22 protein-coding genes and 2 pseudogenes are annotated in these 19,313 nt (G+C 67.7%); 14 read left to right on the top strand and 10 right to left on the bottom strand.

Going from position 1 to position 19,313, the window contains the following annotated elements; translation table 11 throughout:
- Positions 1-6: 6 nt before the first annotated feature.
- A pseudogene (locus NVV57_12930) lies at positions 7-1,703 on the top strand (CTP synthase).
- A 22-nt stretch (positions 1,704-1,725) separates the two neighbouring features.
- Complete coding sequence (locus NVV57_12925) at positions 1,726-2,544, top strand: NUDIX hydrolase (GenBank protein MCR6713521.1); 819 nt, start codon at positions 1,726-1,728, stop codon at positions 2,542-2,544.
- Between the two features lie 6 nt (positions 2,545-2,550).
- Here NVV57_12925 and NVV57_12920 read toward each other — a convergent pair whose 3' ends face one another.
- Both NVV57_12920 and NVV57_12915 read right to left on the bottom strand, forming a co-directional pair.
- The gene (locus tag NVV57_12920) at positions 2,551-3,108 is read right to left on the bottom strand and encodes a YbhB/YbcL family Raf kinase inhibitor-like protein (GenBank protein MCR6713520.1); all 558 of its coding nucleotides are present in this window, start codon (positions 3,106-3,108) and stop codon (positions 2,551-2,553) included.
- Between the two features lie 52 nt (positions 3,109-3,160).
- On the bottom strand, positions 3,161-4,081 hold the full coding sequence (locus NVV57_12915; GenBank protein ID MCR6713519.1) for a COX15/CtaA family protein: 921 nt from the start codon (positions 4,079-4,081) through the stop codon (positions 3,161-3,163).
- A gap of 143 nt (positions 4,082-4,224) precedes the next feature.
- On the opposite strand from NVV57_12915, the gene NVV57_12910 reads away from it, so the two are divergent.
- A complete protein-coding gene (locus NVV57_12910; GenBank protein MCR6713518.1) occupies positions 4,225-4,860 on the top strand; it encodes a hypothetical protein in 636 nt (211 codons plus the stop codon).
- A 30-nt stretch (positions 4,861-4,890) separates the two neighbouring features.
- On the opposite strand, the gene NVV57_12905 is transcribed toward NVV57_12910, so the two are convergent.
- Positions 4,891-5,280, bottom strand: a complete 390-nt coding sequence (locus NVV57_12905; GenBank protein ID MCR6713517.1) for a type II toxin-antitoxin system VapC family toxin — start codon at positions 5,278-5,280, stop codon at positions 4,891-4,893.
- Positions 5,277-5,525: a type II toxin-antitoxin system prevent-host-death family antitoxin gene (locus NVV57_12900; GenBank protein ID MCR6713516.1), complete on the bottom strand. Its 249-nt coding sequence runs from the start codon at positions 5,523-5,525 to the stop codon at positions 5,277-5,279. Before NVV57_12900 ends, NVV57_12905 begins: the two co-directional genes overlap by 4 nt.
- Positions 5,526-5,666: 141 nt before the next feature.
- Here NVV57_12900 and NVV57_12895 point away from each other — a divergent pair, with 141 nt between their 5' ends.
- From NVV57_12895 to NVV57_12855, 9 genes are read left to right on the top strand one after another with little or no spacing between them, the layout of a single operon-like run.
- On the top strand, positions 5,667-6,335 hold the full coding sequence (locus NVV57_12895; protein ID MCR6713515.1) for an HTH domain-containing protein: 669 nt from the start codon (positions 5,667-5,669) through the stop codon (positions 6,333-6,335).
- A 2-nt stretch (positions 6,336-6,337) separates the two neighbouring features.
- Positions 6,338-7,771: a Fe-S cluster assembly protein SufB gene (sufB, locus tag NVV57_12890; GenBank protein MCR6713514.1), complete on the top strand. Its 1,434-nt coding sequence runs from the start codon at positions 6,338-6,340 to the stop codon at positions 7,769-7,771.
- Positions 7,768-8,973: a Fe-S cluster assembly protein SufD gene (gene sufD / locus NVV57_12885; GenBank protein MCR6713513.1), complete on the top strand. Its 1,206-nt coding sequence runs from the start codon at positions 7,768-7,770 to the stop codon at positions 8,971-8,973. The genes sufB and sufD overlap by 4 nt, the downstream gene beginning before the upstream one ends.
- Positions 8,966-9,322, top strand: a complete 357-nt coding sequence (locus NVV57_12880; protein MCR6713512.1) for a non-heme iron oxygenase ferredoxin subunit — start codon at positions 8,966-8,968, stop codon at positions 9,320-9,322. Before sufD ends, NVV57_12880 begins: the two co-directional genes overlap by 8 nt.
- Positions 9,319-10,104: a Fe-S cluster assembly ATPase SufC gene (gene sufC, locus NVV57_12875; GenBank protein MCR6713511.1), complete on the top strand. Its 786-nt coding sequence runs from the start codon at positions 9,319-9,321 to the stop codon at positions 10,102-10,104. Before NVV57_12880 ends, sufC begins: the two co-directional genes overlap by 4 nt.
- A gap of 8 nt (positions 10,105-10,112) precedes the next feature.
- On the top strand, positions 10,113-11,378 hold the full coding sequence (locus NVV57_12870) for a SufS family cysteine desulfurase (GenBank protein ID MCR6713510.1): 1,266 nt from the start codon (positions 10,113-10,115) through the stop codon (positions 11,376-11,378).
- Positions 11,375-11,851, top strand: coding sequence for an SUF system NifU family Fe-S cluster assembly protein (locus NVV57_12865; protein MCR6713509.1), 477 nt, complete (start codon positions 11,375-11,377; stop codon positions 11,849-11,851). Before NVV57_12870 ends, NVV57_12865 begins: the two co-directional genes overlap by 4 nt.
- Positions 11,844-12,173, top strand: a complete 330-nt coding sequence (locus NVV57_12860; GenBank protein ID MCR6713508.1) for a metal-sulfur cluster assembly factor — start codon at positions 11,844-11,846, stop codon at positions 12,171-12,173. Before NVV57_12865 ends, NVV57_12860 begins: the two co-directional genes overlap by 8 nt.
- A gap of 3 nt (positions 12,174-12,176) precedes the next feature.
- Positions 12,177-12,728 (top strand): DUF1697 domain-containing protein, encoded by a 552-nt coding sequence (locus tag NVV57_12855; protein MCR6713507.1) that lies wholly within the window; start codon positions 12,177-12,179, stop codon positions 12,726-12,728.
- On the opposite strand, the pseudogene NVV57_12850 reads toward NVV57_12855, so the two are convergent.
- Positions 12,725-13,031: pseudogene (locus NVV57_12850) on the bottom strand (metalloregulator ArsR/SmtB family transcription factor). The gene NVV57_12855 and the pseudogene NVV57_12850 sit on opposite strands and share 4 nt — an antisense overlap.
- Before the next feature lie 264 nt (positions 13,032-13,295).
- Here NVV57_12850 and NVV57_12845 point away from each other — a divergent pair.
- Positions 13,296-13,694, top strand: coding sequence for an arsenate reductase ArsC (locus tag NVV57_12845; protein ID MCR6713506.1), 399 nt, complete (start codon positions 13,296-13,298; stop codon positions 13,692-13,694).
- Between the two features lie 130 nt (positions 13,695-13,824).
- On the opposite strand, the gene NVV57_12840 is transcribed toward NVV57_12845, so the two are convergent.
- The 4 genes from NVV57_12840 to NVV57_12825 all read right to left on the bottom strand — a co-directional run bounded on the left by NVV57_12840 (position 13,825) and on the right by NVV57_12825 (position 16,798).
- Complete coding sequence (locus NVV57_12840; GenBank protein MCR6713505.1) at positions 13,825-14,583, bottom strand: neutral zinc metallopeptidase; 759 nt, start codon at positions 14,581-14,583, stop codon at positions 13,825-13,827.
- Positions 14,584-14,720: 137 nt separating this feature from the next.
- Complete coding sequence (locus NVV57_12835; GenBank protein ID MCR6713504.1) at positions 14,721-15,425, bottom strand: energy-coupling factor transporter transmembrane protein EcfT; 705 nt, start codon at positions 15,423-15,425, stop codon at positions 14,721-14,723.
- Entirely contained in the window at positions 15,422-16,126 is a 705-nt protein-coding gene (locus tag NVV57_12830; GenBank protein MCR6713503.1) for an energy-coupling factor ABC transporter ATP-binding protein, read from the bottom strand. The genes NVV57_12835 and NVV57_12830 overlap by 4 nt, the downstream gene beginning before the upstream one ends.
- 9 nt (positions 16,127-16,135) lie before the next feature.
- Complete coding sequence (locus NVV57_12825; protein MCR6713502.1) at positions 16,136-16,798, bottom strand: biotin transporter BioY; 663 nt, start codon at positions 16,796-16,798, stop codon at positions 16,136-16,138.
- A 130-nt stretch (positions 16,799-16,928) separates the two neighbouring features.
- Here NVV57_12825 and NVV57_12820 point away from each other — a divergent pair, with 130 nt between their 5' ends.
- Positions 16,929-18,527 (top strand): ATP-binding cassette domain-containing protein, encoded by a 1,599-nt coding sequence (locus NVV57_12820; GenBank protein MCR6713501.1) that lies wholly within the window; start codon positions 16,929-16,931, stop codon positions 18,525-18,527.
- On the opposite strand, the gene NVV57_12815 is transcribed toward NVV57_12820, so the two are convergent.
- A complete protein-coding gene (locus NVV57_12815; GenBank protein MCR6713500.1) occupies positions 18,524-19,303 on the bottom strand; it encodes an SURF1 family protein in 780 nt (259 codons plus the stop codon). The two genes, NVV57_12820 and NVV57_12815, sit on opposite strands and share 4 nt — an antisense overlap.
- Positions 19,304-19,313: the final 10 nt, after the last annotated feature.

Below are 19,313 nucleotides of genomic sequence, written 5' to 3'. Positions count from 1 at the left end.
AGTTCCGTGGAGCGAACTCGATACTCGTCCGGTCAGGACCATGTCACCCGTCACATCTTCGTCACCGGAGGCGTTGTTTCCTCCCTCGGGAAGGGTTTGACGGCTTCGAGCCTCGGCCGCCTCCTCAGGTCACGCGGAATCCGCGTGACGATGCAGAAGCTGGATCCCTACCTCAACGTGGATCCCGGCACCATGAATCCGTTCCAGCACGGCGAGGTGTTCGTCACCGACGACGGCGCCGAGACGGACCTCGACATCGGACACTACGAGCGCTTCCTGGACGTCAATCTCAGCGCCTCCTCGAACGTGACGACGGGCCAGGTCTACTCGCAGGTCATCGCCAAGGAGCGCCGCGGCGAGTACCTGGGCGACACGGTCCAGGTCATCCCGCACATCACGGACGAGATCAAGCGCCGCATGCGCGCGCAGGCCGCCCCAACGTGGACGTCATCATCACCGAGATCGGCGGCACGGTAGGCGACATCGAGTCCCAGCCATTCCTCGAGGCCGCGCGCCAGGTGCGCCACGACGTCGGCCGCGACTACGTCTTCTTCCTGCACGTGTCGCTCGTGCCTTTCATCGGGCCGTCCGGCGAGCAGAAGACCAAGCCCACCCAGCACTCGGTGGCCGCGCTGCGCAGCATCGGCATCCAGCCCGACGCCCTGGTGCTCCGCTCCGACCGCCCGGTCACGGCGTCGGTCAAGTCCAAGGTCGCGCTCATGTGCGATGTAGACACGCAGGCCGTGGTCAACGCCGTTGACGCCCCGTCCATCTACGACATCCCCAAGGTGCTGCACTCCGAGGGCCTCGACGCGTACGTGGTGCGCCGCCTCGACCTGCCCTTCCACGACGTCGAATGGGGTCCGTGGGGCGAGTTGCTCGACCGCGTGCACCGGCCCAAGAAGGAGGTCGAGGTTGCCCTCGTCGGAAAGTACGTCGACCTCCCGGACGCGTATCTTTCCGTGAGCGAGGCGCTGCGCGCGGGCGGCTTCCACCACAAGGCGAAGGTCAACATTCGCTGGGTGGCCTCCGACCGCTGCCAGACGCCCGAAGGCGCGCAGGCCGCGCTCGGCGGCGTGGACGCCGTGCTCATCCCCGGCGGGTTTGGCGTGCGCGGGGTCGACGGCAAGATCGGTGCCGCACGCTGGGCGCGCGAGAACGGCGTGCCCGCGCTCGGCATCTGCCTTGGCCTGCAGGTCATGGTCATGGAGTACGCGCGCACGGTCCTTGGGCTTGAGGGTGCGTCGTCATCGGAGTTCGACCCCGACACGCCGCACCCCGTCATCGCCACCATGGAGGAGCAGCTCGCGATCGTCGGCGGCGAGGGGGACATGGGAGGCACCATGCGCCTCGGCGAGTACAAGGCCGTGCTCAAGCCCGGCTCTGTGATCGCGGAGACCTACGGCGCCACCGAGGTTGGCGAGCGTCACCGCCACCGCTACGAGGTCAACAACAACTACCGGGCCCAGCTTGAGGCCGCGGGCCTCGTCGTGTCCGGCGAGTCGCCCGACCGCCAGCTCGTCGAGTTCGTGGAGCTCCCTCGCGACGTGCACCCGTACTACGTCTCCACGCAGGCCCACCCCGAGTTCCTGTCCCGCCCCACCAGGGCGCACCCGCTCTTCGCAGGGCTGATCGGCGCTGCGCTCGAGCGGCAGTCCGCGGCCGTGGAGCCGGTGGACGCGTCCGTGCCGGCCACGGCCTGATATGCCGAAGAAGAAGGGCACTGTGCCCTCCGAAGCGGTGCCCGTAGATGACGCGGTGCCCGACGCTGCGGCTGAGCCCGCGGTCGAGGTCGCCGAGGAGCGGGTTACCGAGGAGTCCGGAACCGAGGAGCTGGTCGCCGAGACCGAACTGCCCGAAGAACCGGCCGAGGCCGAAGCGAAAACCACCCCAGCGTCGGACGTTGACTACGTGCCTTTCGCCGACCAGGTGGGCGGCCGCAAGGTGCTGCACTCGCGCCGGTCGTTCACGGGACGCGTGTGGGACGTCACGAGTGACCTGGTTGACCTCGGCGAATCGGGGGTCGTGACCCGCGATTATGTGCACCACCCCGGCGCCGTCGCGATCATCGCCCTCAACGACGAATCCCAGGTTTACCTGGTGCGTCAGTATCGGCACCCGGTCCGCACCGAGACGTGGGAGCCTCCGGCTGGGTTGCTGGACGTGCGCGGCGAGGACCCGCTGGATGCCGCGAAGCGCGAACTGTTCGAGGAGGCCGACCTCACCGCGGCGCGCTGGGACGTGCTGATCGACTTCCTGACGTCCCCAGGCGGCAGTTCGGAGGGGATCCGCGTCTATTTGGCGCGCGAGCTCACGCCCGTGGCCGATGACGAGCGTCACGAGCGCGCCGATGAGGAGCGGGACATGGTGGGCGCGTGGGTGGATGTGCCGTCGATCCTCAACGCGATCCGGCGCGCGGACATTGCTGGCCCGACGCTGCTTCTGGGCGCCTTCGCGCTCGATGCGGCGATGCGGACGGACTTCTCCACGCTCAGGCCCGCGGACGCGCCATGGCGGCGCCCACCCGCCAGGGGAGAGCACTAGCGCCCGCTACGCCGGGCCGGACCTCATCCCTGAGATGCTCGCCTCGGCGAGCTCGTGCTGGTCGATCGCCTTCTTGACGTCCACGAAATTGGCTCCGGGCTCAAGCCCCAGCGTGGCGTCAAGCGCGTAGACGGTGAACTCGTAGCGGTGGTCGGGGCCCGGTGGGCATGGGCCAAAGTAGCCAGGAGCCTCGTTCCCGGTCCCATCCTCGCCGCCCAACTCGTCGCTGCCGCCGCGCGCAACACCCGTGACGTCACCTGGGATGTCGAAGTGCACCCAGTGGATGTAATTGCTCGCGCTGCGGTCGATGAGCGTGATCGCGAACGACTGCGTACCCTCTGGAGCGTCTGTCCAGGCGAGCGCCGGGTTGAGGTTGTCTCCGACGCACTGGCCGCCATAAGCGTTCGCCGTCGCCCAATCGGCAAGTTCGCCGCCGTCAGCGAAGTCGGGGCTGGTGACGACAAAGCCCGACGCCGTGGTCGGCTGGGCACTTGGCTCAGCCGCAGGAGCGGAGCAGGCGGTCAAGCTGATGGCCAGAACTAGCACGAGCGCAAGGTGTCTCATGAGCGCAAGCCTGGCAAGAGCGTCGGGCATTCCAACCGCTGGTAGGAAACCGTTACCCGTTTGTGACTGGCCGTGCGAGGTGCCAGAAGGCGGCCATCGCGGCGCTGAGTATCGCCACGCCAACGAGGTGAAGCTCAACGAGCACGATGGGAAGGCCGAGGAAGTACTGCGCGTAGCCGATGACGCCCTGCAGGAGCGTCGCGATGATGAGCACCGTCCAGGCCTTGCGCACCTCCTCGGGCTCGGCGGCGGAGCGATCGCGGCGAATGAGCCAGATGAGCGCGGCGAGAGTGAGGACGAAGAGCCACACCGAGCCCGCGTGTGCCTTCGCGATCTCGGCGGGATCCAGCGCGAGACGTGTGGTCGCATCTGGGTCCCCTGAATGCGGGCCGGCGCCGGTGGTGAGCGCGCCAAGGAAGACCACGACGACGAACAGCGCAAGGTTGGCGAGGCGAAGCACGGCGAGCGGACGGCCAATGCGGCGTGGCGCATCGCGGAAGCGCAAGGCGATGTAGACGGCGATCCACACGAGGCCCGCGGAGAGCCAAAGGTGCGGGGCGACGAGCCACGGGTTGAGGTTTGCGTGGACAAGGATGCCGCCAAGCACCGCCTGCACGATCACGCCGAACCCGGGGACGAGTCCCCACCAGCGCATGCTGGGCTTCGCGCGCCAGACCGCGATGGCCATCAGGATCGCGACCACCATCAGAAGGCCCGTCATGGTGCGGTTTCCGAACTCGATGAACGGGTGGTAGCTCGTGGCCTCATGGAACTCGGGGGTGAACTCGCCGGGCTCGCAGTAGGGCCAGTCGGAGCAGCCGAGTCCGGAGTCGGTGAGGCGCACCGCGGCGCCCGTGACGATGATGGCGCCCTGGGTGAAGATGTTGGCAACGGTCAGCGCGCGGGCGTGGCCAGTGATCCAGTCGAGTGCCCTGGTAAGGGGCATACGGCGGGATTCCACGGCGTCGGTCACCCGCCAATTCTAGGGTGGTGGCGAGGGTTTGCAGGCGCGCGTTCTCTTGTCGTCCAATAGTGTTCAGATGACGTCGCGCCGCGTGGCGCGACACTCCCAGGGGGTATTCCGATGGCTTTGCATCAACGAGTCGCTGCTACGCCATGACAGCGTCGTCCGCGCGCGGACTCGCGTCGGTCTTGCTCTTGGCTCTTGCCATGATTGCGAGCGGGTGCTCTGCCCAGCAGCCACTGCCGGCGCCCAGCGAGGGCGCGTTCGCACAGTTGGTCGATTCCTTCGTGGGGGGGTCCACGGGCCAGGGGCTCAGTGAGCAACAGTTTGCGACCCTCAAGAGCGCGCGAGAGGCGGGGGAACTGACCTTCGAACAGTATTCGGCCGCCATCGACGCCTCTTTGGAGTGCATCAGCGACGCGGGATTCCATGTGGAGCGCTATCCCACGGACGATTCGGGCGGCTACCCGATCGTTACCTACTTCTATGAGAGTCCCGAGACTGGCAACCCCGTTGCGGATGAATGCATCCGCCGCAACTCCGAGGCGATCGAGGCCATCTACCAGTTGCAGCCGAGCTCGGTCGCCGCAAAGAACGCCCACCTCGAAGTTCAAGCCGGGGAGATCGCGCGTTGCCTTGAGAAGGAGGGCACTGAAGTCGACTTCGAGGGGCTCACTGGGGACGACCTCGCGGAGGCGGTCCACCAAGCGGTGAACGACCAACTGGCAGCTGCGGCCGCCAACGGTACTAATGCGCAGATGGATTGCTTCGTCACCCTGTCGCAGTAGCCGTGGGCCAGTTCCGGAGCGACGAAGGGTTCACGCCGGCGCGAGCACGGTGAAGCCCAAGTTCCTCGCCGCATCGCTCATGCGCGCGTCATAGGTGAGCACGCAATCCAGCCCTGCGCGGATCGCGGAACCGAGGTGAAGGGCATCGAGAGACCGCAAGGTGTCGCCGGGTAGCAGCCCAGCCTCGCGAAAGAGGCTTGCCGGCAGATCCATGAGGCCGACGCCGGCGAGCAGCCCGGTCACAGCCTCCTGGGTGACCGCGGGTTGGCGGTGGGACACGCGCCGCAGCTCCGTCTCGAGGAGGAACGACGACACCAGTTCCGGCTGTTCGCTCGCGATGAAGTCCGCGAAGGCCGCTGATTCCGGCTCCTCGACGAGCAGCTTGAGCGCGGCGGAGGTGTCCAGGTACCAATGGGTCATCGGTCGCCGCGCAAGTCGTCGAGCAGCGCTGCCGTCGGTTCGGCGAGGCTCACGCGCGTGAACTGCGCTGGATCGAGGCGGGTGGTCGCGGGCCGAGCGATGTCCGGCACGGCTCCCGCGGAGATCGGAGCGAGCGTCGCGACAGGGACACCCCGCACCGTGACGACGAAAGTCTCGCCCGCCCGCACGGCACGCATCACCTCGCCGCTGTTGTTGCGCAGCTCGCGTTGGTTGATGGATGCCACGCATCCAAAGTAGCACCTTGTAGCACCTAAAGCAGATCCGTGCTTAGGTAAGGCTCGCCTTGCTTGCGGGGAACGTATTTAGGCAAGAAGATGTTGGTTAATTGATGGCCGCACGCAGCACGGCCGTCAGGGGAGAGGAAAATGACCGCCGACACCACCAAGGATCGTGTGCTCAGCCTCATCGTGACCGCCGGTCCCATCACCGCAGCCACGCTCGCTCACGAGCTCAACGTCACCCCCGCGGCCATCCGCCGCCACCTCACCGCGCTCGAGGACGAGGGCAACATCACCGACCACGAGCAGCCGGGCCATCTCGCCCGCGGCCGCGGCCGCCCCGCGCGCTCTTTCGTCGCCACCGCGGACGGCCAGCAGGCGCTCGCCTCCGCCTATGCGGAGGTCGCCGTGGACGCCATGGGCTTCCTGCGCCAGCATGGCGAGCTCGAGGCGTTCGTGGAGGCCAAGTCCGCGCAGCTCGAGGCCGACCTCAGCCCCTCCGTGCCCAAGGACGCGCCCATGGAGGTTCGCGTCCAGGCACTGTCCGACGCTCTGGGCAAGAGGGGTTACGCAACATCCGTTCGCCCGGGGCCGGGTGGGGTCACCGTGCAGCTCTGCCAGGGCCATTGCCCCGTTCAGTCCATCGCCCAATCCGCACCGGAGTGGTGCGAGGCGGAGGCAAGGACTTTCTCCCGCATTCTCGACGTTCACGTACAGCGGCTGTCCACCCTCGCGGGTGGCGCTCACGTGTGCACTACCACCATCCCAGTCGCCGCGACCATCCCCGTCGCCACCACCACCCGCAAGGAGGGCTGACCATGAGCGCACCCACCCAGGGCGTCCCCATGACGCAAGACGAAACGATCGCCTCGATCGGCAACTACGAGTACGGCTGGCACGACTCAGACGCCGCCGGCATGAGTGCAAAGCGCGGCCTGAGCGAAGAGGTGGTCCGCAACATCTCCGCGCTCAAGAACGAGCCGCAGTGGATGCTCGACCTCCGCCTCAAGGGCCTGAACCTGTTCGAGAAGAAGCCCATGCCGCACTGGGGTGCTGACCTCAGTGGCATCCACTTCGACAACATCAAGTACTTTGTGCGCTCCACCGAGAAGCAGGCCACCAGCTGGGAGGAGCTCCCGGAGGACATCAAGAACACCTACGACCGCCTGGGCATCCCAGAGGCGGAGAAGCAGCGCCTCGTCGCGGGCGTCGCCGCCCAGTACGAGTCCGAGGTTGTCTACCACCAGATCCGCGAGGACCTCGAGGCGCAGGGCGTGATCTTCCTCGACACCGACACGGGCCTTCGCGAGCACCCGGAGCTGTTCAAGGAGTACTACGGCACGGTCATCCCGCCGGGCGACAACAAGTTCGCCTCGCTCAACACGGCCGTGTGGTCGGGTGGCTCGTTCGTCTACGTGCCCCCGGGCGTGCACGTCGAGATTCCGCTCCAGGCCTACTTCCGCATCAACACGGAGAACATGGGCCAGTTCGAGCGCACCCTGATCATCGCGGACGAGGGCTCCTACGTTCACTACGTCGAGGGCTGCACGGCTCCCGTGTACTCGAGCGACTCGCTCCACAGCGCCGTCGTCGAGATCATCGTCAAGAAGAACGCCCGCGTGCGCTACACGACCATCCAGAACTGGTCCAACAACGTCTACAACCTCGTCACCAAGCGCGCCACGGCCGCAGAGGGCGCCACGATGGAGTGGGTCGACGGCAACATCGGCTCCAAGGTCACCATGAAGTACCCGGCGATCTTCATGCTCGGCGAGCACGCTCGTGGCGAGACGCTGTCCATCGCCTTCGCGGGCGAGGGCCAGCACCAGGATGCGGGCGCCAAGATGGTGCACGCTGCCCCCAACACCTCCAGCTCCATCGTCTCCAAGTCGGTGGCGCGCGGCGGCGGGCGCACCTCGTACCGCGGCCTCGTGCAGGTGCTCGAGGGAGCCAAGGGCTCCAAGTCCAACGTGCTGTGTGACGCGCTGCTCGTGGACACGATCAGCCGCTCGGACACGTACCCGTACGTCGACGTCCGCGAGGACGACGTCCACATGGGACACGAGGCCACCGTCTCTCGCGTGAGCGAGGACCAGCTGTTCTACCTCATGTCCCGCGGCATGACCGAGTTCGAGGCCATGGCCATGATCGTGCGCGGCTTCGTAGAGCCGATCGCGCGCGAGCTGCCCATGGAGTACGCGCTCGAACTGAACCGCCTTATCGAACTGCAGATGGAAGGATCCGTCGGTTGACCATCACCACCGATCACTCGCGCGCAACGCTCGCGGGTGACCATTCTCATGGCGCGCTCCCGGACTCCTCGCGAGCCGACCGCCCCACATCATTCGACCCCAGCGATTTCCCCGTGCCCACGGGCCGCGAGGAGAACTGGCGCTTCTCGCCAGTGCGCGACCTCAAGCGGTTCTTCGCGCTCGAGGGCGGCGAAGGTCACCTCGCATGGGCAACCACTCCGCTCCCCGCGGGCGTGACCCTCACCGAGGTTTCCCAGCCCGACGCCGAGGCCCGTTCCGTACGCGCCCCCGGTGATCGAGCGTCGGCCGTTGCCGTTGCCCTGAGCGGGGGAGCCATGGCGCTGAGCGTCGCCCCTGGCACCGAACTCGAGGAGCCGATCACCGTCACCCTCACGGGCGCCGGCGAGGACGTTCGCGGCCACCTGCTCATCGAGATCGGCGAGCGGTCGGACGTCACGGTCATCGTGGAGCGTCGCGGCACGGCGAACTACTCGGAGTTCGTGTCGATCGACCTCGCGGACAGCTCCAAGGCGAACATCGTGTTCCTGCAGCAGTGGGAGTCCGACGCGATTCACGCGAGCGAGGTCGTTGCCCGGCTGGGCAGGGACGCGCACCTGCGCGGCACCGTGGTGACCCTCGGCGGCAAGGTGGTGCGGCTCAACACGTCCGCCGCCTTCGCGGGAGAGGGAGGCACGGTCGACCTGTTCGGCCTGTACTTCGCGGACTCCGGCCAGCACCAGGAACACCAGCTCTTCGTGGACCACGCGGTGCCGCATTGCACCTCGCGCGTCACCTACAAGGGCGCGCTCGCGGGCGCCACGGCCCGCACGGTGTGGATCGGCGACGTGCTGATCCGCGCGGCCGCAGAGGGCACGGACACGTACGAGCTCAACCGCAACCTGGTGCTCACTGACGGCGCTCGCGCCGACTCGGTGCCCAACCTCGAGATCGAGACCGGGCAGATTGAGGGCGCCGGACACGCGTCCGCCACGGGTCGCTTCGACGACGAGCAGATGTTCTACCTGCGCTCTCGCGGCATCAGCGAGGAGCAGGCCCGCAAGCTCGTCGTTCGCGGCTTCTTCGCGGACCTCATCCGCGAGATCGGCGTGCCGGCCGTGGAGAAGGGGCTCATGCGCGAGATCGACCTCGAGCTGGAACACGTCGAGGAGGAGCTGGCCACGGTCGGTGGTGGCGATGAGTGACCAGTTCGCGTGCCTGGTGACCGACATGGAGCCAGGCACGGCCATGCTCGCCGAGCTCACCGAAGCATCGGGCCAAGACGTTGCAGTAGCGGTGGTCCGCACCGACAACGGCGACTTCTACGCCATAGGCGACGAATGCAGCCACGGCCAGGTGTCCCTGTCCGAGGGCGAGGTCCAGGGCTGCCTCATCGAGTGCTGGGCACACGGCTCGCGCTTCGACGTCCGCACCGGAGAGCCCCAGGAGTTCCCGGCCATCACACCCGTTCCCACCTACCCCGTCCGCATTGACGGCGAGCGCGTGCTCGTCGACGTGGACAACCCCACGACCTCTACCAAGGAGCTGACATGAGCACCGAGCCAACTCAAACCGCGCCCGCACACACCCTCGAGATCCGCGGACTGCACGTCACGGTCGAGACCCCCGAGGGCACCAAGGAGATCCTTCGCGGTGTGGACCTGACCATCCGTTCCGGCGAGACGCACGCCATCATGGGCCCCAACGGCTCCGGCAAGTCCACGCTCGCCTACTCGCTCGCGGGTCACCCCAAGTACCAGGTCACCGCAGGCACCGTCACGCTTGACGGCGAGGACGTGCTCGCGATGACGGTTGACGAGCGCGCCAAGGCGGGCCTGTTCCTCGCGATGCAGTACCCGGTGGAGGTCCCCGGTGTGTCCGTGACCAACTTCCTGCGCACCGCTAAGACGGCGATCGACGGCGAGGCTCCCAAGCTGCGCACGTGGGTCAAAGACGTGAAGGGCGCCATGGAGGCGCTGCGCATGGACCCCGAGTTCGCTGAGCGCAACGTCAACGAGGGCTTCAGCGGTGGCGAGAAGAAGCGCCACGAGATCCTCCAGATGGAGCTGCTCCAGCCCAAGATCGCGATCCTCGACGAGACCGACTCCGGCCTCGACGTGGACGCGCTGCGCATCGTGAGCGAAGGCGTGAACCGCGTCAAGGCCAACACGGGCCTCGGCGTCATGCTCATCACGCACTACACGCGCATCCTGAACTACATCGAGCCCGACTTCGTCCACGTGTTCGTGGCCGGCCGCGTGGCGGAAGAGGGCGGGCCCGAGCTCGCCGCTCGCCTCGAGGCCGAGGGCTACGACCGGTTCCTGGTCGACGCCTGATCACAGCTATGCTTCCCGACGTCCGCCGCGACTTCCCGCTCCTCACCCGCACGGTGCGGAACGGGAAGCCGCTGGTGTACCTGGACTCGGGCGCAACGAGCCAGAAGCCGCACGCTGTGCTCAACGCCGAGGCGGACTTCTACCAGTTCCACAACGGCGCGGTAGCGCGCGGCGCGCACCTGCTCGCGGAGGAGGCGACCGACGCCTTTGAGACCGCGCGCTCTCAGGTCGCCGCCTTCATTGGGGCGCCATCGGACGAGCTCGTGTGGACTCCCGGCGCCACCCAGGCGCTCAACCTGGTGGCGAACGGCTTCGCCGCGGCGACCGACGGCTTGGGAGGGTCCGACGCTGAGAGGTTCCGTTTGGGCGCGGGGGACGAGATCGTCGTCACCGAGTCAGAACACCACGCGAACCTCATCCCGTGGCAGCAGTTGGCCGCGCGCACGGGCGCCACGCTGCGCTGGATCGGCGCGAACGACGACGCCACGCTGCGCTACGAGGAGCTCGAGACCGTCATCACTGAGCGCACGCGCATCGTCGCATTCACGCACGCGTCGAATGTGACCGGCGTCATCACCGATGTCGCCGCGTTCGTCCGCCGTGCCCGCGAGGTGGGCGCCATCACCGTCCTCGACGCGTGCCAGTCCGTGCCGCACCTTCCGGTTTCGGTGGGGGAGTTGGGTGTGGACTTCGCCGCCTTCTCCGCCCACAAGATGCTGGGCCCAACCGGCGTGGGCGCGTTGTGGGGGCGCAAGGAGCTGCTCAACGCGCTCCCGCCATCCATCTACGGCGGCTCCGCGATCAGGATCGTGACGATGGAGACCACCACGTTCCTCGACGCCCCGCAGCGCTTCGAGCCCGGCACTCAGCCTGTGGCGCAGGCGGTTGGCATGGCCGCTGCGGCTCAGTACCTGGGTGCGCTCGGCATGGGCAACGTCGCGGAGCACGAGCGGCGCATCGGCGCGATTCTGCGCGAGGGGGTCGCAGAGATCCCCGGTGTGCGGCTGTTGGGGCCGGTCACGGCGCCCCATGGCGTGCTCGGCCTTGCCGCCGTGGCCGTCGACGGCGTTCACCCACACGACGTGGGCCAGGTGCTCGACGACCGCGGCATCGCCGTGCGCGTTGGCCACCACTGCGCCCAGCCCCTGCATCGGCGACTTGGCCTCACCGGCTCAACCAGAGCGTCGGGCCATGTGTATACCAGCGAAGATGACGCGCGCGCCTTCCTCGAGGTGCTCGCGACAGTGCCGAGCTTCTTTGGAGTGACCGTATGAGCGACCTTGAACAGATGTACCAGCAGGTCATCATGGACCACGCGCGGGAGGCGCACGGGCGCGGGCTCGTGACGCTTGACCTGCCGCAGGTCGGCGAGTCGCACCAGGTCAACACCACGTGCGGCGACGAGGTGCGCCTGCGCGTCGGTGTGGACGGGGACACCGTGGCGTCGGTGAGTTGGGAGGGCTCCGGGTGCTCCATCTCGCAGGCGTCGGTGTCGGTGCTGAGCGAGCTCGTCGAGGGCGAGAGCCTTGAGCACGCGGACGTCACCTACGAGGCGTTCCGGGCTCTCATGAGCAACAGGGGTGAGCCCCTTGACGAGTTTCGCGAGGACCTGCTCGGCGACGCTACGGCGTTCGTCGGAGTGGGGAAGTATCCTGCCCGTATCAAGTGCGCGTTGCTGGGCTGGATGGCCCTGCGGGACGCGCTCGTGAAGGCTCAGGCTTCGACAGAAGGAGGCAGCCATGACTGACACTGCTACAACGCCGTCCAATGCCGCGGACGTCGAGGAGGCCCTCCGCGACGTCATCGACCCCGAGCTCGGGATCAATGTCGTTGACCTCGGCCTCGTCTACGGCATCCAGCTCGACGCGAACCGCCACGCGGTGATCGACATGACGCTCACGTCGGCCGCGTGCCCGCTCACGGATGTGATCGAGGATCAGGCGTCCGCGGCCCTCTCGGGTCTCGTTGATGGCTTCCGCATCAACTGGGTGTGGATGCCGCCGTGGGGTCCCGACAAGATCACCGACGACGGTCGGGAGCAGCTCCGCGCGCTCGGCTTCAACGTCTAGCACGTGCCCGTCGCCACGCACGTCGCGCTGATCCGCGGCATCAACGTTGGCGGCAACAACATCGTGCCCATGGCGGCATTGCGCAGCGCCCTTGACGCCGCCGGTTTCGAGGGCGTTCGCACGTACATCCAGTCTGGGAATGTGCTGCTCGCGGCTCCCGGGCGAGACGAGATGAGCGTCGCGGCCGCCGTCGAGGGTGTGCTCGAGAGCGAGTTTGGCGTCGCCACCGTGGTCGTGGCCGTCTCCTCGGAGACGTTGCGGCTCGCGGTGTCCGACGCTCCGGCTGGCTTCGGCACAGAGCCTGACAAGTATCACTACGACGTTGCGTTCCTCCACCCGCGGACGTCGACGGCGGACGCCCTGGCCGCCTTCGGCATCCGGGAGGGCGTGGACACCGCGTGGGAGGGCAAGGGCGCGGTGTACTTCCGCAGGCTCAGCGCGCAGCGCACGCGGTCCAAGATGAGTTCGGTGGTCGGCACCGTGCCCTATCGCCACATGACCATTCGCAACTGGCGCACCACGACGCGGCTCGTCGCGATGCTTGACGAGGACTAGGCGGTCACGAGTTCGGCTACGGCCGCCGGCTCGGCAAGGGCGGCGGCAACCGTCCCGAGCGCACCCGGGACCAGCGCGTAGAAGGCCCACGTGCCACGCTGCGAGCGGGAGAGAAACCCGGCATCTACCAGCACCTTCAAGTGGTGGGAGACCGTGGGCTGGGACAGCCCGAGTGCGTCCTGCAGGTCGCACACACGCCTCCGCGTTGGCGTGCGACGCCACGATCGAGATGATCTGCACACGAGCCGGATCCGCCAAGGCCTTGAGCGCCCGCGCCACGGACTCGGCGTCGGCGCGGCGCATCGGCGTGCCCACCAGCGGCGTGCAACAGGCGACAGGGGAGAGCACCTCGAGGTTCCTCATGGGGTCAGTATGGCGTATATATTGACAAACGTCGATGTAGTGAGTCACGATGCGCAAGCATCGACCTTCATCGATGCAGAAAGGGGACCGTCATGCTGAACTGTGACGACGGGTGCTGCCCACCCGGCTGCTGCAGCTAGATCCCGCCCGGCCGCCGCCAGCGCGCGGGCGGCGGCCACCCATCAACCTTCCCGAGGAGTCAACATGGCCCGACCGTCAGTGCTGTTCGTCTGTGTTCATAACGCGGGACGGTCGCAGATGGCCGCTGGCTTCCTGCGCTCGCTCGCGGGCGACCGGATCGATGTTCTCTCGGCGGGCTCTTCCCCGGGCGATGCCATCAACCCGGTAGCGGTGGCTGCGATGGCGGAAGTGGGGATCGACATCTCGGCCGGGACCCCTCGCCGCCTCGACCTTGCAGACGTGCAGGTGGCGGATGTCGTGATCACCATGGGCTGCGGCGATGCGTGCCCGTACGTTCCGGGCAAGCGCTACGAGGACTGGGTGCTCGACGACCCCGCCGGGCTGTCCTTGGACGCCGTGCGTCCCATCCGCGATGAGATCGAGGCGCGAGTCCGCGACCTCGTCGCCTCCCTAGGCGTGTGACGCCGCCCCAAATGTACGCCTAGGTTCACCAAGTCGCGTTTTCGTGAAACTCAGAGCCCATTTCAGCGCGGGGGCAGGCATGACGGGCGGGTGGGAGAGCGCGGCGGGGCGAGCCGGGTCAGGCCGGGAGTCAGCGGCCGATTACTCCGAAGGTGTCGCAGGCCGTCGCGGTGCCCTTGGTGTAGCCCGTCTTGAACGCGTTGACCCGCTCCGCTGCGGAGCCGTGGGTGAACGCGGACTCGTTGACGTGCCCCGTTGCCTGCTGCTGGATGCGGTCGTCCCCAACGGCAGCCGCCGCGGACAGCGCGTCATTCACGTCCTGCTCGGTCAGCGGCTGAATGAGCGTGACCCCGTTGGCGCCTTGGGTGGTGGCCGCGTGGCCGGCCCACACGCCCGCGAGGCAGTCGGCCATGAGCTCCACCTTGACCGAGTCCGAGTCCTCACCGGTCTGCGAGGTGTCAGCGACGTTGAACACGCCAAGCTCGTTCTGGATGTGGTGCCCGTACTCGTGCGCAACGACGTACATCTGGGCGAGCGGGCCGCCGCTCGCCCCATAGGTGTTCTCGAGTTCGCTGAAGAACGCGGTGTCGAGGTAGATCGTCTGGTCGGTCGGGCAGTAGAAGGGCCCTGTTGCCGAAGATGCGGTGCCGCACGCAGACGAGGTGGACGCATCGAAGACGACGATTCCCGGCAGATCGAGATTGCGCCCCAGCGCGGGCATCGCGTCGGACCAGTAGTCGTCTAGCGAGGTGATCGTGCCCGCGACGCGGCAGTCCGCAGACGCGTTCGCCTCAGCGCCGGTGTCGCACGCCGCGGCGTAGTCGCCGTCAGTGGTCTGATCCTGGGTGTCGTTGGTGAGCCCGTTGAGCGCGCCTCGTGGCGTCGCCACCGCCGATGAACTGGAACAGCAGGAACAGCAGCACGATGACGATGCCGCCCGCGCCGCCGCCGATGGCGATTCCACCGCCAGCGCCCCCTTGCGCCGCTGGACGCGGCCGGAGTTGATGCTTGCGTTGTCGTTGAACGTCACGGGTTCAGAGTATCCCTGCGCCGCGCGCGGCGGCTCGTGCCGGGTTCATGCTTTGGCTCCGCGGCAGGCGAGGGCTTCCGCTTGCGATCCGGTGGTGCCTCCTCTGCGATTCCACGCGCGTGCAGCGCCTGACCCAACTGCAGGGCGAATCCGACGGACCGCGTGGCCGCGGGAATGAGGATGGCCCGGGGGCTGCGATCGAGTCCGCGGGCGCGAGCAGCAGTGCGCGCCTCCACGAGCAGGCGGGCAGCCTCGGGAATCGCGCGGAGGGTCATCGCGAACATCAGCCCGAGCGTCTCTGGGGGCAGGATGCGCCGGATGGGGCGTGCGAGCGTGGAGATCGCGTCAAGGACCTCCTCCATGGGCGTGGAGCACGTGATGGCGAGCGCGAGGGCGGAGATCGCCACGATGTCCGCGGCCGTATCGACCGCCTTCGCGTACTCGCCGCGCCACACCTGGAAGATCACGGTGATGCCCGCCATGATCGCAATGAGCAGGAGCCCTCGCAGCGTCGGCTTTGGCGGCGGAGCGGTGCTGAGAAGTAGCAGCAGACACGCGGCCGCGATTCCGCACGCCGTCACCGGGTCGTCCACCACGATCACGCAGATGGTCGCCGCGAGCAGCAGCACCAGCTTGAACCCCACCGACGCCCGGTGCAGCGGGGTGTGTCGCGGCCGGTAGATGCCGAGCAGCGAGATCATTCCTGCGTGTCCTTGACGCGGCCGAACATCAGGTCGCGATACAGCGCGATCGCCTCGCGCGGATCCCCATCGAAGACGACGGCGCCGCGGTCGACGAGCAGGGTGCGGTCGGCGCGCGAAGCGCTGTCGAGATCGTGGGTGACCTCGATGAGCTGGACGGGAAGGGCGCGGAGCAGCGCGCCGACGTGTGCGCGCCACCGCAGGTCAAGCAGCGTCGTCGGCTCGTCCGCGACGATGATCGAGGGCGTCACCGCGAGCACGCCGGCGAGCGCCAGCAGCTGCCGCTGGCCGCCGCTGAGCGCGTTGACGGAGACGTCGGCCTTGTCGCCGAGCCCGATCTCCTCGAGCGCGGCCAGCGCCGCGAGATTGCGCTCCTTGCGGTCATCGATGATGCGCCGCAGCGACAGGGTCACGTCCTCGATCGCCGTAGGCATGATGAGCTGCGAGGTGGGGTCGGTGAAGAGGTAGCCCACCTTGCGGCGAACCTTCGCACCGTGCTTGACGGTGTCGAGCCCATCCACGGTGACCGTGCCGCTGACGGGGATCACCAGTCCGTTGATGAGCCGCGCGAGGGTCGACTTGCCTGAGCCGTTGGCCCCGATGATGCTGATCCGGTCCTCGGTGAGGGTGAGGGTTGTCGGATCGAGGATCGGAACGCCCGAATCGGGCGCGGTAACAGCCGCGTCCTTGAACTCGATCATGAGTCAAGGTTAGGCGGTAGCGAGGGCCTCTTCTGCCTCGCCCGTAATACCGCCTTCGGCGACGCCCGACGCTTGGGCAGCCACAGCGTCGGACGTCGCCTTTGGCTTGGCAGGCAAGATCCACGGGTAGGCGCGGTGCACGGCGGTCGCTACCAGCGCCACGAACACGCACTTGATGAGGTCGAATACGGCGAAGGGGGCGGCGGCCACGACGGTCGCGGTGAAGTCCAGTCCGGCCTTCCACGCGACGTAGCCCCAGCCGATCGGGTACAGCACCACGAGTCCGCCGATGACGGCGGCGCCGAACGCGCCGGTGAACGTCAGGAGCGCACGGCGGCGCAGGCCGCGCACGATCCAGCCGGTCACGAACGCCGCAGGGAGGAAGCCGATGAGGAAGCCGGCGGTGGCGCTCGGCCATGCGATCGCGCCGGTCGTGTGCCCGGCGAAGATCGGGAGGCCCGCGGTGCCGAGGATGAGGTAAATGAGCACTGCAGTGGCCCCGCGCCACGGCCCGAGCACCGCGCCGGCGAGAAGGACGGCGAAGGTCTGCAGGGTGAAGGGCACGCCGGCGGCGAACTCGACCCCGCCCCACAGAGTGGACGCGGCGATGAACCCCGCGAAGACGGTGACAAGGGCGATGTTCTGACCGGTCAGATGACGGCGCAGGCTCACGAATTCCTCCTGGGATAATGGATGGCGAAACAATAGCGTCCGTACAAAGATCCCAGCCTCAAGGGCCTCCAATCGGCGAAAACGTTGTTGAACATCGACAAAATCGCGCTCGGCGTGGCAAGGAGAACAGGTGATCTCGGCGAAGGACGTTGAGTTGCGCATCGGGGCGCGAGTGCTGCTGAGCCCGGCGAGCTTCCAGGTTGCGGCAGGGGACAGGATCGGCCTGGTGGGCCGCAATGGCGCGGGGAAGACCACTCTGACCAAGGTGCTGGCGGGCGAAGCCCAGCCCACATCGGGCCACATCGCCCGCAAAGGTACTATCGGCTACCTGCCACAGGACCCGCGGACCGGTGACCTGGAGCAGCTCGCCATGGAGCGCATCCTCGAGGTCAGGGATCTCGCGACGGTCGCGGCGAAGATGCGCCAGGCAGAGCACGACATGGCGAGCGAGGACGAGGCGGTCAGGGACAAGGCCATGGAGCGCTACCCGCGGCTCGAGGAGCGCTTCCGTGCGGCAGGGGGCTACGCCGCGGAGGCGGATGCGTCCCGCATCGCCGCGAACCTCGGGCTTGATGACCGCGTGCTGCACCAGCCCATCGGAACCCTCTCAGGCGGCCAGCGACGGCGCGTGGAACTGGCGCGCATCCTCTTCAGCGACGCTCAGACGCTACTCCTCGACGAGCCGACCAACCACCTCGACGCCGACTCGATCGTGTGGCTGCGCCAGTTCCTCAGTGCCTACTCGGGCGGCCTCATCGTGATCTCCCACGACGTCGACCTGGTGCGCACGGTTGTCAATAAGGTCTTCCATCTGGACGCCAACAGGGGGGAGATCGACCAGTACGCGATGGGTTGGGATCTGTACCTCAAGCAGCGCGAGGCGGATGAGCGCAGGCGCCGCCGCGAACGTGACAACGCGGAGAAGAAGGCCGCGGCGCTCAATGCGCAGGCCGAGAAGATGCGCGCCAAGGCGACCAAGGCGGTAGCCGCCCAGAACATGATGAAGCGCGCGGAGAAGATGCTTGCGGGCGTGGAGCAGGAGCGCGTGAAGGACAAGGTGGCGCACTTGCGCTTCCCAACCCCAGCGTCGTGCGGCAAGACGCCGCTGCGGGCGAGCGAGCTGTCAAAGTCCTATGGGTCGCTTGAGGTGTTCACCGACGTGGACCTCGCGATCGATCGTGGCTCCCGCGTTGTGGTCCTTGGCCTCAACGGCGCGGGCAAGACGACCCTCCTGAGGCTTCTCGGCGGCGTTGAGGACCCTGACACGGGAGAGGTCGAGCCCGGTCACGGACTCAAGCTTGGCTACTACGCGCAGGAGCACGACACGCTGGACCTCGACGCCACGGTGCTCGAGAACCTCCGCCACGCGGCGCCCGATCTCGACGACACGGCCGTGCGCTCGGTGCTCGGCTCGTTCCTGTTCGCGGGGGATGACGCGTACAAGCCGGCGCGAGTGCTCTCCGGTGGGGAGAAGACTCGGCTGGCCCTCGCCACGCTCGTTGTCAGCCAGGCGAACGTCCTGCTGCTCGACGAGCCTACGAACAACCTCGACCCCGCCTCGCGAGAGGAGATCCTGCGGGCGCTGCGCACCTATGAGGGCGCGGTGGTGCTGGTGACCCACGACGAGGGTGCCGTCGAGGCCCTGGAGCCGGAGCGCGTGCTGCTGCTGCCCGACGCTGTTGAGGACCTGTGGAACCCGTCCTACCTTGATCTGGTGACGCTCGCCTAGAGAGCGTCCTCGATGTCCTCGTCACTGAGGCCTGCCCGACGCTTGGGCTTGGTGACCGCCGGCGTCGCCTGTTCTCCCAGCAGTTCTCTTCGAATCCACAGCACCGCGACGATGGGCGCCGCCACCGCGAGCATGTACCACTGCACGGTATACGCGAGGTGGGGGCCAAGGCTGAGCTCCGGCAGCGGAGTGATCGCTAGGCCGGGCAGCGCTCCGCACGGGTCCTGGCATGCCGTGGCGAGCACCCCGTAGCCTGGCACCTCCGTGGCGGGAGCCTCCGGCATCTGATCAGGGGTGATGCGAGTCCCTGGCGTCCCGTTGTCGTCCTCCGCGGGCCGCAGCGTCACGGTGAGCTCAAGGTGCTCGGTGGGCAGTGAGGGCTTCTGGGAGGCCTCCGCCTCGACCCAACCGGCGTCGACGAGGAGCGCGCGGTCATCGTCCGTGATGAACCATGCGAGCGCGTGCGTCGCGGGGGAGCCGTTGACAGGTCGGTTGCGCAGCCACGTGAGGCTGCCGGCGTCGAACGAGCCGGAAACCGTCGCCGTGCGCCAGCGAGCGTCATCTGGGAAGGTGACCGTGCCGTCGGGCAGAACGTCGCCAAGGGGAGCCGGGGCGGACGCCTGGCCGGCCTCGAAAGCCGCGATCTGCTCCGCGCGTCCCTCGTGGCGGTGCCACTGCCAGCGCCCGAGGAATACCGCGGCGACGCTCACGGCGAGCGCGAGCGCGACGATGCCAGCGACGGTGAGCGCGCGGTTCACCCGCGTCGAGGACGACACCCCACGATGC

It is taken from the genome of Demequina sp. (genome assembly GCA_024707205.1).
In the GTDB taxonomy this organism is placed as follows: domain Bacteria; phylum Actinomycetota; class Actinomycetes; order Actinomycetales; family Demequinaceae; genus Demequina.
The sequence above is the reverse complement of the archived record's forward strand: the minus strand, read 5'-3'. Positions and strand labels throughout refer to the sequence as shown.